Below are 13,368 nucleotides of genomic sequence, written 5' to 3' on the forward strand. Positions count from 1 at the left end.
GGCTTGAACGCGGGAGATAGACGCGTACAGGCCGAAGCCGGGATTCCGGCCGCTGCCCGCCTTCCCTGGCCCTACGAGAGGTGCCAGGGAAGGCGGGCAGCGGTATCCAGCCTTTCCGATGCGCTTGCCGGACCGCACGGTCCTGGCTGCGCACTCGCCGTCGGCTACTTGAGGTAGAGGAGACCGTCGGTGGTGATGGCCGGGCGGCCGGAGGTGCCTGCCACGACGACCTTGATGGTGTGCTTCGCGCTACTGGTCCAGGTTTTGGTCCAGATGGCGTCGCGGTACTTGGTGGTGGACGACTTGAGGTCGACGGTCGCCGCCTTGGCGCCGTCGACGTAGATGTACGCCTGCCCCGATGTCGCGGCGCGGGAGACTGTCCAGGCTACTGACCGGCCGGTGAACGTCCAGGTGAGTGAAGCGTTCTTCGAGCTACTGGAATACGACTTGCCGCCCAGGTAACTGGTCGATGACTTGGCCGTCCACGTGCCGGACTTCGTGGCTGTCGTCTCCTGCAGGATCACCGGGGTGGCGGAGACGGATACGGAGGCGGCGTTTCCGGCGTAATCGTATGCCGTCATCTTCCACGCGGTCGCGGTGGCGGACTTGGCCGTATGTGACGCGCTGGTCGTGGTGGGTCCGTAGGTCTTCGCCAGCGGTGAGACCAGGCGCACCTCTTTCAGAGCCGCGCTGTCGGTGGCCTTCCAGCTCAGCTTCACGAAGGGCAGCGGTGCGGAAGGTGCGAACGATCCGGCCGTGCAGGCCGCCCACCTCCAGGAGCTGGCGTGCCTCGCCGACCTCTGGGTCACTCATCACGGCAGTGATCAACTGTCGCTTCCAGTTCGGAGGTTACACCGTCCATCACGGTGCCGGCGCCAGCTCGGCGCGGAGGGGTGCGCCCTCTGTGAGGGTCATAAACCGCTCGATATTACATCAGTGGTGTATGCTGCCAGGGTAATAATGTATAGCTGGGGGACGGGAATGGCTTGGAAGATCGTCGTGGCCGAACCGGCTCCTTCGTGGCTTCATGATCTGCGCAGGACTGACCGAGACACCCTGATTCAGGTCAGCCAGGCCGTCACTGCCCTTCAGGAGGAAGGCCCCGCGCTGGGCAGGCCTCTGGTGGGCACGATCAAGGGATCGGTGCTGCCGAATCTCAAGGAGCTCCGGAAGTGCGGTTGTTGTTCGTGTTCGACCCGGAACGCCAAGCCGTGATTTTGGTCGGTGGCGACAAGGCCGGCAACTGGTCCGGCTGGTACCGGGTTGCGGTGCCTCGGGCGGAGCAGGCGTACGCGGAACATCTCAAGCGAATCGACGGAGAGGATGGGGCACGATGACTGATCACCTCAAGGACCCGCAGGCCGTCTCCTGGGAGGATCTGGCCGAAGAGTTCTCCTTCACCGACGCGGAGAAGCACCGGATCCAGAAGGGGGCGCAGGCGTTGGTTCTGGCCTCCCGTGTCCACCGCCTCGCCGAGTTGCGGAAGCGGCAGCACACCACTCAGGTTCAGGTCGCCGAAGTCATGGGTGTCACTCAGGCCCGCGTCTCGCGCATCGAGAAGGGCCAGCTGGAGCGTAGTGAGGTCGACACCCTGGCTGCCTATGTCAAGGCGCTCGGCGGCAAGCTGAAGATCGTCGCCGACTTCGGTGATGAGACCTACGTCCTCGGCTGACCCGAGGTACACGCGACTCGCGGCAGGTCCCAGTCGGACCTGACATCCCACCCATGAGCTCGGTGCGGGTGGGCGCCGCTCGTGGCGGAGTGTGACGGCGGTGGCTGTTGGTTCCCGCCGTGCTGCCCAATTTCCGGCGGTGCCGTGCAACCCGAACGATTGCCGCTTCGACGAGGCTGGAGCGGGGAGTGCTCGGTGCCGTGAACCCTGCGGGTTACTGGAAAGGTGGTGCAGCGAACGCTGCACCATCCCCGATCGAGCCGGATGGAGCAGGACGCAACCGGATCAAAACGAGGGTGTAGATCGGGCGCTTTGATAAAGCCGCAGGTGAGACGCGTCACCGGATTGGGTTCGAGTCCCACCCGCCCCACCAAGATCCCCAGGCAGAAACGTTCTGACCTGGGGAAACACGTCTTCCGGGGGCGTTTCGCGTGTGGCGTTCGCCTCACGGAGGTGTGGCGAATGCGGGTCCGCGCACATCGAAGTTGAGCCCTGAACGGCTTTGACCTGGGGTTTTGTGGTGACGCCTGCGTGGGAGCGTCGTGGAACGGTCCCACGGCCGTTGTGGGAGGCCGTCACCGCATCGGTGTCGTCCCCTCCGCGCAAGGTGCGTGGCCACCGGTCGGGTCGAGTGCGCAGTGAGCCGCTGCGGAATGTGGTGTTGTGTTTCACGCGCCAGGGGACTCGTGACCTTGGGATCACGAGCCCGGGGCATCGCAACGAGTTGACCGAAGAGCTGGACGACTGCTGGGCTGCTCTGGGCATGCCAGGGCCGGAGGCGTTCCGGCGACCGGTTCGGTTATGCGCCGCGGCCCTCGCAGGCAATGGCGGTTGAGGCGGCTCGCCGGATGGGTGGTCCGGGCCTCGTGGTGGTCGAAGCGCCGATGGGCGAGGGCAAGACGGAGGCTGCGCGGGCCGCAGCGGAAGTCCTGGCGGCCAGGTTCGGCGCGAATGGTGTGTTCGTGGGGATGCCGACCCAGACGACCAGTGATCCGATGTTCACCCGTACACGTCGGTGGGTGGAAGCGATCGATGAGCAACTCGCGTCCCGGGTGGTGCTGCTGCACGGCAAGAGGGCATTCAACTTGGAGTGAAAAGCTCTGCTGGAGGACGCAGGGGCGTATACGGACGAGGCATTCTGCGGTGTCGACGAGTTGGGTTGGATGACGACCTGTACGGCGTCGGCCTGAGGTGCGCGGCGTGCCGGAGCGACAGGAGCCTGCTGAGTGGTTCCTGGGGGCGAAGCGTGGGCTGCCGGCCCCGTTTGCGGTCGGTACGGTTGGGTCAAGGGCATGGGCAAGCTCTGCTACGTGGTGGAGCAGACCTACGCCCTGCTCCACCACTTCAACGCGTCACCGTCCGATGGGAACGCCGCACCGAACTCCACGACGCCTTCGTCTCCCTCGCCTGCAGCCTCATCTGCTGGAGGCGCCTCAAGAAAGCCCGATCATGATCGTCTTACGAGCTCTTTCAGAGGTTGCAGCGGGTTCGTGTTGGCGGCTTGGTCGGCACCAGTAGTGCCGACCAAGCTCGGCGACAGAGCGCTCCGCCGAAGCAACGGGTAGGTGCCGTGGGTAGACCGTGCTCACGAAAGCGGTGCGACAGCCCCGGATGACTTACGCCTTCGAGGCTGTCACCCGCGGGGTGACATCAGTCTGTCCACATGGCCCGCACGTAGGCGTCCAGACCTTCCAGTAGACCGTCCTCCCGCTCGTGATTCCGAGCGAGCCGGGGGACGGGAATGGCTTGGAAGATCGTCGTGGCCGAACCGGCTCTTTCGTTCAGGATTCGGGGTCAAGGCCCGCCGCCGTGCTGGCCCCGCAGACCGGTCAGGGGCTGTCCGCCTTCTCTCGCTGCTGGCTCACGCTGCGGGAGAGGGGTGGCGTAGACGACGAGGTTGTCGCGGTACTCGCCCCGTGTGCGGTCGTAGGTGCCTGAGCAGGTGATGAGGTGCAAGGCGGGCGGGCCGGTGGTCGCGTAGACCTTGCTGTCGGGGAGCGTGTCCTTCTCGTACTGGCGCAGTGCCTGGACGGTGAAGGTGACGCTGGAGCGGTCGTCGCGGGCCAGGGTGACCTTGTCACCCGGGCGAAGTGTGGAGAGGCCGTGGAAGGCCCCGGGGCCGGTGGTGGAGTCGACATGGCCGACAACGACGGCCGCGCCTGGGTCGCCCGGCCGTGGGCCGTCGCTCCACCAGCCGATCTGTGAGGGGTCTTGGGGAACGCCGAGGCGGCCGTCTTGTTGGACCCGCACGCCTGTCAGGGGCTGGTCGAGGCCGATGGCGGGTATGCGAATCCGTATCGGCGGCGCCGCGTTTCCGTGTTTCCCGGACGTGGCAGCCTCCGCAGGCCCCGTGTGTACGGGCACCGTGCCTATGTCGCCGGGTCCGGGCGCCCGCGCGGGTTCCGTCACCAGTTCGGATATGCCGAGGCAGGTCAGGGCTATGCCCACGGCGAGGGCCAGAGCCCCGGCGGCTGATTTCAGGGCGGCTGTCGGGCGGTACCGCAAGCGGTGTGTATCTGGGCCGTGGCGCGGTCGCCCGCCCCGCCAGGAGCGGGGCGGGCGACCGGAGAAGAGAGGGCTGTTCATGCCTGGCCGGCGCGCCGCCGGCGCAGGGCCATTGCTCCGGCACAGGCCAGCAATGCGCCGCCGGCGACGGCTGTGACGGGCACGACGGGGAATCCGTCGCCGGAGACGAGGCCACCGAGGCCCGCACCGACGCCGCCGTCGGGGTGGAGGGAGTCGGCCTGGTTGACGGCCGCTGTGTTGGGGAGCGCCACGTACGGGAAGGAGTCTCCCGGCTCGCGGTAGGGGGTGTCGACGGCGTCGCCTGCCGCCAGGGCGGGCACGATCTTGCCGGTCTGCGCGGCGCCTTCGAGGGCCTGGAGTTCGATGTCGACGACATCGTCGTTGAGCCGGCGGCCGTTGGGGAAGCCTGCCAGGTCCTTGCCGAGAACGCCGAGGCGGTTGGGCTTGGCGGCCGGTGCGACCGACATGTTCAGTCGCAGTTCTTCGGCCGGGACCACCTTGGTCTTGTCGACGTCCGCGTTGAGCCGCTGCGAGTTGAGGTCCGCCTTGATGGGGCCGCACTCCTTGCAGATCCCGGTGAGGAAGATCTCGACCAGGTCGTTACGGGGCGCGGCGGGGGCGGGGACCCCGTAGATGCTCTGGATGAGCTTGGGGACGATGGGGTCCTTCACCTTGTCGACGACCGGTGTGATCGTGGCGTCCTTCTCCGGGCTCAGAGCGTTGAAGGCATCCTTGAACTTCAGTGGCACGACCACTTCGTTGACGAGCGGGTTGCCCAGGCGTGAGACCTGGCGCCAGCCATCCTCACCGCCCTTGTCGGGTGCGCCCTCCACATCCGTCGCCTTCCCGTCCTCGGCGCCCTTGCTGCCCGCGCCCGCGACGGTTGCTCCCCGGCGGTCGGTCGTGGACCACACTCCGATCACGGGGTTGCGCGTGGCGTCGCCCTTGAGAGCGACGGCCTTCTTCGGCACCTGGATGGCGACGGTGTTGACGTTGTAGCCGGCGAGCGTGTTGTGCCCGGTCTTCGTCAGGTCACCGCCGTAGAGGAGGTCGAAGATCCGCAGATCGAGGAAGAAGGGGTCGGACGCCTGGCCGGCGAACGTCTGCCCGCCGTCCGGTAGCGGAAGCACGGCCTGCTTGCGCAGCGAGGCGTAGTCGGGCATCGACGCCTTGCCGACGTTGGAGGGTGCTGCGGGCGCGTCCTTGAGGAGGGTCTTGCGCCTGCCTTCGCTGTCGGTGACCGTCAGGCTGTACGTCTGGCGGAAGTTCAGGGCTTCGTCGTTCAGCGACTTCACGACGCCCGTGTTGTAGAGGAACTGGTCGGCGTCGTCGCGGGTGTGGTCGGTGAACTCCCAGGTGTAGGTGGTGTCCGGTTTGCCGTTGCCGTCCGCGTCGATCTTGATGTTGTAGCGGGCGTCGTTGGCGAACGGGTAGAAGTTCGGCCCGCCGTTGGGCTCCTGGAAGGGGAGCCAGTTCGCCACCAGGGTGACGGTGTCGGGCTTGTCCGGGCTGGTGAAGGCGTAGACGTCGGTGTTGTCGGCCCGGGGATCACCTGCGGTCATCGGCGCCTCGCGGTGGCTCGATGCCGAGCTGGAGGCGGGGGCCAGGCCGGTGACAGCGGCCGCGGTAGCCAGGGCGAAGACGCCGGATGCGGCGAGAGTGCGTTCGGCCCGGCGCGAGGCGGACCTTCGTCGGGGCATGCTGGAGGAATGCATGGGCCATCCGTTTCCGGTGAGGGCCGCTTACCTCCGCGGGGTGAAAGCGGGGCGGGCGGCCGGGAGCTGCGCTCCGAGCGCCACACTGGCCCGCAGGAGGTCGCCCTGATCGACGACGATCGCGCGGTGAAAGTCCCATAATGTGACGCCGGGTTGCACTCAGGTCACCATGCGTCCGGTGTGCCCGCAACGATGACTGAGCCGAATGGGCCCGTATACCCGTCAGGCGCGTTGCGGCGCGGCGGAACTGCGCGAGCTAGGCGTACTGGACTTCTCCCGCGGTTGCACCAGGCAGGCAACGCAGGGCGTGCACGAGGTCGGGCCGGGTGGCGAGATGTGCGGCGACGGCGGGATCGGTGCCTTCGAGGAACGCGAGATGCCGCACGGCGTGCGCCACCACGTGGCCGATCTCCAGATCCGGTGGGGTCGGGTGGCCCGGCCTCGGGGAGCGGGCGATCGCGTGCGGATCGGGGAGCGGGATGCCGGGCCGGTCCGCGGCGGGGTCCGGGTGGACGAGATAGGTCAGCACGATGCCGCCGTCACGGGTGGCGCGCCAGCTGGTCGAGTGCGCCATATGCAGTTCGTCGTGTTCCGCCAGGAGCGCGAGGCGCCTTGCGGTCCCGTCGGGGCTCGCCCCCCTGTCCAGCGCCGTGATCAGCCGGCGGTAGGCGAAGCCCTCGGTCGGATCGTGCCGCAGCAGCATTACTTCGACGGCGACAGGCGGCGGCGCGTCAGGTGCTGCGTGCGGGGTGAGCGGCATCGTGTACGGCTCCAACGTCGACGGGCGGGCCCGGAGGGGGGGGGGGGGGGGGGGGGGGGGGGGGGGGGGGGGGAGGAATCCCGTTGCCGATCTTATTGCAAATGCTATGCAAGTGTGCCATTTGGTCAGAAGGGGTATCCGGTGGCTTCTACGCCTGCGGACGGGAGCCGGCTTCCACGTCCTCGGCCGTCCCCTCCCACCGCCATTCGCTGCCCTCTGCGGTGTCGCGAAGCCGGACGCCGCCGGCTGCCACGGCTTCGCGGACCTCGTCCGCCAGGTCGTAGGCGCCGTCCGCTCGCAGCCTCCTGCGCAGGCCGAGCAGGGGAACCAGGATCCGTCCCAGGGTGTGCTCCGGTTCGCTCAGGCCGCGTCCGGCGGCCCGTGCGAGGCGGCGGATCATGCCGTGCAGAACCGTACGGGCCCACTCTCCGCCCTGGTCCTCCTCCATGTCGGCACTCCATGCCGCGATCACCGACTCCAGTTCCACCGTCACCTCGGCCATGGTCGCGGCGTCCCGCGCCTCCTGGGCGGTGTCGAAACGTAACTCCGCTGCCGCGACGGCCTCCTGGAGTGTGGCCGCGCTGCCCGTGGCTGCCGTGGTGGCGAGGGTCGCGGCACCGACACCGTCATCGGCGGGGCGACGAGGCAGGGGCACCCCTCCGGACCCCCTGCCTGCCACCAGGCCGCGCAACTGCTCCAGAGACAGCGTGGTGCCGCCGGGCACCGGGACGCTGACCCCCCGCCGCCGGATCGTCATGACACCCCGCCCCCACACACGTACCGCCGACGTGCCGAGATCGAGGATGACCGCCGTGTGCTCATCGATCCCGAGGACGGCGCTCACGTCCGGGAGTTCGTGCTCCAGGGCGGCGAGGCGGGGTTCGCCCAGGTAGCAGAAGCGGGTGTCGTGCGTGCCTCCCTCGGCGTTGTCGTAGTGCGGGATCACCGCGACCGGCAGGCCGAGCGCCCCGAGCAGATCAAGCCCGGTGAGCCACGCGGGGGTATGCCCGGCCTTGTACACCTCATAGACCGGCAGCGCCGCGAACCCCACCGTGCAGGCCGCCGCGGAGGCCATCACCGTCACGCCGTACCCGCGCCCCACCCGTTCGCGCAGAATCTCGCCGAGACGCTGGGTCTGCCAGCGGCCCAGCGCGTACGACGGGCTGCCGGGCCCGGAGAACACCCAGTCCGCCCTGCGCACCCGGTCGCGTACCTTGTCCGCGTCGCCATCGCCCGAGGCGCCGCCCGGGGGCCCATCGGTGTGCGCGTCCGGAGCGACCACGGTCGTGAAGCCCACCGAGCGTCGGAAGTATTCGCGGGCACGGGTGGAGATGTCGTCGCGGTTGACCTGGAATCCGTACGGTGTCTCCAGGATCACCGCATCGGCGTCGCTGTCCAGGTGGGCGACGAGCTCCCGGTGCAGTGTGACCATGGTCGGGCTGGTCTCGCCCGAGCCCATCAGTGCCAGAACTCCCCGTCCGGCGTTCACGTCCACCCCGCCCCCTCCGCTCAGGGTGAGCGGACCTCTATCCGTACCCGGAGCGCATCTGCCTCATGCCGTCGCGTCCTCCCGGACGGAGGATGACAGCCACGAGCGAACGGGGGAGGTTGGTATCACTTCGCCGCTCGGACCCTCGCCGGCGCTATCCGTTCCCCGTCGCTGCCCGCAGGGTCAAGCCGAGGCCCACGGCGACGACGAGGACAGAGGTGAGGACTGGGCCGAGCCGCACCAGCTTCTTGAGCAGGGGATTGTGACGCAGGGTCCGGGCCCGGTCATGACTCTCGATCCGTTCGCGCAGGCGAACGAGGAGAAGTCCGGCGAGAGTGAGGGTGGCGGCCATGCCGAGTCCGTAGCCGATGACGAGGAGGACGCCGAATGCGGTGCGCCCCAGGGCGACGGCGCCGAGGAGGACGACGAGGGCGGAGGGGCTGGGGACGAGGCCGCCGGCGATGCCCATGCCGATGAGGCCGGGCCTGTTCGCACGCCGGGCGCTTGTGGGTGCCGCTGACATGCCTGACGGGTGGTGTTCGTGGTCCGACGGGGCGAGGGTCGCGACCGTGGGGCTCGCCTGGGCTTCCCCGGCCGGCGCGCTGTCGCGCGCGGGGACCGGTGTGACGGGCGCGTGGCGGTGAGGGCGGTCAGGCCCATGATCATGGCCGTGGTGGTGTCCGACGTCACCGTGGCTGTGGCTGTGGCTGTGGCCCGTTCCGTGGTGATGGTGTTTGTGTTGCGGCCTGCCGCGGAGGGCTCCCATGAGAAGCCAGAGGCCGATGCCGGTGACGAGGAGCCCGCTGGCCGCGCCGAGCCACATCAGGACGGTCTCACCGGCCAGATGGGTGGAGACCGGCAGCGCGAGTCCGAGGACGAGGACACCGGCGGTGTGCGTGAGGGTGACGGTGGCCCCAACGGTGAGGGCGTCCCGTCTGGTACCGCGGCGGCCCGCGAGGTAGGCGGCCATGATGGTCTTGCCGTGGCCGGGCATCGCCGCATGGGACGCCCCGAGGACGAGCGCGAGGAAGAGAGCCAGCAGTCCCACGGGCAGGGTGATCTCTCGGGCCCCGACGAGCGAGTCGAAGACCCCGGTGACCTTCGCGAGCATCCCGCTGATCACGCCCGCGCCGGGGAAGTCCACCATTGCCGGCACGGCGGCCGTGCCCTGACCGGGCTCGCTGCGCAGTGCCGCTGCGCGCTGGTTGAGCGGGGAGGCGAGGGGATCCTGCGGGTACCGGCGCAGCTCACGTGTGGCGGAGGTGGCAGGCACGTCGGTCTGGGTGATCCTGACCTCTCGGCCGGTGGCGGTCATCTCGCGCCAGCCGATGCGCGTGGTGTCGTAGTCCGTTTCGGCTCGGATGGCGGCGGGCTCGGTGAGATCGACCGGGGCGGTCAGGCCGCAGGTGAGGCGGCTGGTCTTCAGGCCCGCTTCGCCGTTTTCGTACACCAGGTTGGCCGAGGTCTGCTTCCAGTCCGCTCGCGTTCTGCCCACGCTCAGGTGGAGCTGCCCGCTCAACCCGGAACAGGTCTTCTCGGCATACGCGCGCGACTCGCTGTCGCTGATGGTGCCGTTGTGGTCGGAGTCGATGCCGGTACGTTCCTGGAGGGCTGAGATCTCTGCGCGATCGACCACGACTTGGGCGTCGATCCGGTCGGGCCGAAGGACGAGGCCCGTGTGGTAGTTGACGCTGAAGTTGCCCAGGGGGTGGGCCGTCGCCGTAGGGGCTGACGCCACGCTCGCGACGGCGGCGAGTGTGGCGGCGGCCAGGGTGGTGAGGACTCGGCACGGGGTGTGGTTCATGGCATGGTGTCGATTCGCTGGAGCAGGGCACGGGCGGCGTCGGCGTGCAGGGGGTGGAAGCCTGGCTCACGCAGCGCTTCGGTCAGGTCGCGGCGGGCTGCTCCGGGATCGCCCAACGCGTGGTGGATGGCGGCGCGGTGGTAGCGGAAGAGCGCGCTGCGGGTGCCCAGGGCCAGGGCTTCGTCGGCCTGGGTGAGGGCTTTGGCATCCCGGCCGGCGCGGTGCAGTGCCCAGGCATACGCGTCGTGGACGGCGAGAAACGGCCGGGTGCGCAGTGTCTCTTCGGCCATGGTGACGGCGCGACGCGGGTTGCCGTGATCGGCTTCGAAGAGGATCGCGTCGGTGTCCGCCGGGTCGCCGGCTGCCTTCCGGATGCGGTCCTGGGCGCGAAGGAGGGCGTACTGCTCTTCGGCCCGGTCGCGGTGGCCCAGGGACTGCTCGAGTTCGCCCAGGCCCAACAGGTAGTGCGGCAGGGGTGCGATCGCGATGGCTGCCCGGTAGTCGGCGATGGCCTTGGTGGTGTCGCCCAGTGCCAGGTGGGCGCGGGCCCGGGTCTCAAGGAGCGCCGAATCCGTCGGGGCTGCCCTGAGCCCGGTCTGCGTCTCGGCCAGGGCTGCCCGGGGGTTGGCGTCCTGGAGGTCCAGGGAGGCCAGGACGTTGTGGGCGAACGCGATGTCGGCCGGGGTGGCCGCTGCCGCGAGAGATCGCCGCATGAGGGTGCGGGCCTGGTCGGTGTCCCCCTTGAGCTCGAAGGTGTACGAGGCCCGGGCGAGGGAGGCGGCGTCCGGGCGCAGGTCCGTCATCTTCTGGACGGCATCGTCGGCTTCGTCGTAGCGGCCCAGCTGGGTGCAGGCGTCGGCGAGGACCCCGTAGGCGGAGGAACTGTAGGGGCCGCTGGTGGTGGCCTTACGGGCCCAGCGCAGCGCGGTGGGGAAGTCGTGGCGGGCCGCGGCCAAGGCGCCCATGCCGGTCTCCGCGTCCGTGTTTCCTTCGCTCTGCACGGTGAGCGAGGTCCGCAGCGCCTTCTCGGCCCGTTCGTAGGTGGCCGGGTCGGCGGTGGTACGGGCCTGCTGGACGTAGGCCATCCCCAGGGCGGCCCAGCCGCCCGGATCCTTCGGCAGCCGGGCCACCCGCGCCTGGAGCGCTTCGACCGACCCACGCGACGGACCCGCTGGTTGCCCTTGGCCCGACGGTCGGGAAACAGTCGTTTCATCGGGTGCCAGCATGACCGCGCCGGCGGCGAACATCGCCGCGCCCAGGGCGAGGGTGACCGCGGTGTTCCGCAACCGTCTGCTGCTCCGTGAGGGGGATGGCGGCGGCGCGTGCGGGGGTGCGTGGTGGTCCGGGTGCACGAAGGATCCTCCCCAATGTTCGATGGTGCCGGGTGCCCGGGCCGGGGCAGCACGCTCCGGCCCGGGGCACCCGGCCGCAGTCCGTTTCCGACTGCGGACGGTTCAGCTGTTCTTGTTGCGACGGCGCAGGCGGAAGCCGCCGATGCCGAGAAGGAGCGCGCCGACGCCGGCGCCCGCCGCGGCCTGGGTGGTGTTCATGACGGGGCTCACCGCGGTGTTCTCCATTGAGGACTGCTCGGCATTGCGGCCGGCCGCGGCGGGGCCGCGGTTCACGTTCTTGGTGTGCGGCAGGGCGACGTAGGGGAACGAGGTGCCGAACGACACCTCGTTGGCGTCGACCTTGTCGCCGTCCGCGAGCGCGGGCACGAGAACGCCGGTCTGGGCGGCGCCCTCGACGGCCTGGAGCGAGATGTCGATGACGTCGTCGGCGAGGCGGCGTCCGTTCGGGAAGCCGGCCAGGTCGCCCGCGAGTACGCCGAGGCGCTTGGGCTGCGCCGTGGGCGGCACCGCCATGTTCAGGCGCAGTTCCTCCGCCGGGACGATGCTCTGGAGCGCCGCGTCCTGGTTGAGGCGGTGCGCGTTCAGGTCGGCCTTGATCGGGCCGCACACCTTGCAGATGCCCGTCAGATAGATCTCGGCGAGGTCGTTACGGGGCGTCGCGGGGGCTGGGATGCCGTAGACCTGCTGGATGAGCTTGGGCAGGATCGGGTCGTACACCTTGTCGACGACGGGCTGGACCGTACGGTCCTGGTCCGGGTTGAGGGTGTTGAAAGCGTCCTTGAACTTCAGCGGGACGACGACCTCGTTGACCAGCGGGTTCCCGAGGCGGGAAACCTGCTTCCACTGCTTGCTGGTGGCCTTGTCGCGGGAGTCGTTGATGGTGACGCCCGCACGGTCGGTGGTCGACCACACACCGATGACCGGGTTGCGGGAGGTGTTGCCCCGGAGGGCGAGCCGCTTCTTGGGGACCTGGATGGCGATGGTGTTGACGTTGTAGCCGGCCAGGGTGTCCTGCCCCCGCTTGCTCAGGTCGCCGCCGTAGAGAAGGTCGAAGACGCGCAGGTCGGCGAAGAACGGGTCCTCGGCCTGACCCGCGTACGTCTTGCCGCCGCCCGGAAGACCGAGGGTCGCCTGGTTGCGCAGCGCCGCGTAGTCGGGCATCGACGCCTTACCTGTGCGCGACGGCGCGGCCGGTACGCCCGACAGGAGGGTCCGGCTCTTTCCTCTGGTGGTGACGACCAGGTCGTAGACCTGACGGAAGTTCAGGTCCGGGTCCTTCAGCGAGGTGACCTGGCCGGTGTTGTAGAGGAACTGGTCCGCGGCATCGCGGTAGCTACTGCGGAATCGCCAGCTGTACGTGATGTCGGCGACGCCGTCACCGGTGTTGTCGACCTTGATGTTGTAGCGCAGGTCGTCGCCGAACGCGTAGAAGTTCGGACCACCGTTGGGCTCCTCCATCGGGATCCAGTTCGCCACCATCGTGACGGTGTCGGCCCTGTCGGGGCTGGTGAACGCGTACACGTCGGTGTTGTCCGCCCGGGGGTCCCCGGCGATCAGGGGAGCCTCGCGATGGCTGGAGGCCGCGCTGAGGCCCGGGGCGAGGGTCATCGCTCCGAGTCCGGCGGCCAGGGTGGTGGCACCAAGCACGAGCAGGGACTGGTCCAGGACGCGTCGCGAGCGGGGCCTGGCCTGGGAAACCTTCACGGCATTCCTTCTGTCTGCTGACTCCCTGCCTGGCACGCGTAAGGGCATGCGGAAGGGAGGACTGGCTGATGGGGGTGGCGTTCGGCACCGCGGCGAGACATCTCGCACCGACCGTGCCGACGGGAAAGGGGGTGAATCGCCGAGGAGGGATGAGATTCTGCCGCTCCGTCAAAAACTGTGCAGCCGTAGACAAGCATGCCCAAACGCCGTCCCGCACGGACCTCGATTGCATCCTCACGTCAGCTGCGCGGCCCGCGACGGATGAAAGGGCCGGTGGGACCGGCAAAGTGGCGAAATGGACGTCCCGCAAAATCGACGACGACACAGACGCCGCACGCTGGGCCGA

Annotated in this window: 10 protein-coding genes and 1 pseudogene; 3 read left to right on the forward strand and 8 right to left on the reverse strand. The window is 69.1% G+C overall.

The window, feature by feature from the left end:
• Positions 1 to 164: 164 nt before the first annotated feature.
• Positions 165 to 713, reverse strand: a pseudogene (locus tag F0344_RS25775) (N-acetylmuramoyl-L-alanine amidase); the annotation flags it as partial.
• Between the two features lie 459 nt (positions 714 to 1,172).
• Here F0344_RS25775 and F0344_RS36590 point away from each other — a divergent pair.
• The 3 genes from F0344_RS36590 to F0344_RS36885 all read left to right on the forward strand — a co-directional run bounded on the left by F0344_RS36590 (position 1,173) and on the right by F0344_RS36885 (position 2,766).
• The gene (locus F0344_RS36590) at positions 1,173 to 1,337 is read left to right on the forward strand and encodes a type II toxin-antitoxin system RelE/ParE family toxin (protein WP_308460992.1); all 165 of its coding nucleotides are present in this window, start codon (positions 1,173 to 1,175) and stop codon (positions 1,335 to 1,337) included.
• The gene (locus F0344_RS25785; RefSeq protein ID WP_185301033.1) at positions 1,334 to 1,672 is read left to right on the forward strand and encodes an XRE family transcriptional regulator; all 339 of its coding nucleotides are present in this window, start codon (positions 1,334 to 1,336) and stop codon (positions 1,670 to 1,672) included. Before F0344_RS36590 ends, F0344_RS25785 begins: the two co-directional genes overlap by 4 nt.
• Before the next feature lie 848 nt (positions 1,673 to 2,520).
• Positions 2,521 to 2,766, forward strand: a complete 246-nt coding sequence (locus F0344_RS36885) for a hypothetical protein (protein WP_374940118.1) — start codon at positions 2,521 to 2,523, stop codon at positions 2,764 to 2,766.
• 700 nt (positions 2,767 to 3,466) lie between these two features.
• On the opposite strand, the gene F0344_RS25795 is transcribed toward F0344_RS36885, so the two are convergent.
• The 7 genes from F0344_RS25795 to F0344_RS25825 all read right to left on the reverse strand — a co-directional run bounded on the left by F0344_RS25795 (position 3,467) and on the right by F0344_RS25825 (position 13,022).
• Positions 3,467 to 4,177, reverse strand: a complete 711-nt coding sequence (locus tag F0344_RS25795) for a class F sortase (protein ID WP_258050114.1) — start codon at positions 4,175 to 4,177, stop codon at positions 3,467 to 3,469.
• Between the two features lie 77 nt (positions 4,178 to 4,254).
• Positions 4,255 to 5,898, reverse strand: coding sequence for a DUF4331 domain-containing protein (locus tag F0344_RS25800; protein ID WP_374940119.1), 1,644 nt, complete (start codon positions 5,896 to 5,898; stop codon positions 4,255 to 4,257).
• Positions 5,899 to 6,169: 271 nt separating this feature from the next.
• Positions 6,170 to 6,673, reverse strand: coding sequence for a hypothetical protein (locus tag F0344_RS25805; RefSeq protein WP_185301036.1), 504 nt, complete (start codon positions 6,671 to 6,673; stop codon positions 6,170 to 6,172).
• A 148-nt stretch (positions 6,674 to 6,821) separates the two neighbouring features.
• Positions 6,822 to 8,168 (reverse strand): hypothetical protein, encoded by a 1,347-nt coding sequence (locus tag F0344_RS25810; RefSeq protein ID WP_185301037.1) that lies wholly within the window; start codon positions 8,166 to 8,168, stop codon positions 6,822 to 6,824.
• Between the two features lie 148 nt (positions 8,169 to 8,316).
• On the reverse strand, positions 8,317 to 9,966 hold the full coding sequence (locus F0344_RS25815; protein ID WP_185301038.1) for a nickel/cobalt transporter: 1,650 nt from the start codon (positions 9,964 to 9,966) through the stop codon (positions 8,317 to 8,319).
• Positions 9,963 to 11,318 carry a tetratricopeptide repeat protein gene (locus F0344_RS25820; protein WP_185301039.1) on the reverse strand — a complete coding sequence of 452 codons (1,356 nt, stop codon included), beginning with the start codon at positions 11,316 to 11,318 and terminating at the stop codon, positions 9,963 to 9,965. The genes F0344_RS25815 and F0344_RS25820 overlap by 4 nt, the downstream gene beginning before the upstream one ends.
• A 102-nt stretch (positions 11,319 to 11,420) precedes the next feature.
• Positions 11,421 to 13,022: a DUF4331 domain-containing protein gene (locus tag F0344_RS25825; RefSeq protein ID WP_185301040.1), complete on the reverse strand. Its 1,602-nt coding sequence runs from the start codon at positions 13,020 to 13,022 to the stop codon at positions 11,421 to 11,423.
• Positions 13,023 to 13,368 lie beyond the last annotated feature (346 nt).

This window comes from Streptomyces finlayi (assembly GCF_014216315.1).
GTDB classification, from domain to species: Bacteria; Actinomycetota; Actinomycetes; order Streptomycetales; family Streptomycetaceae; genus Streptomyces; species Streptomyces finlayi_A.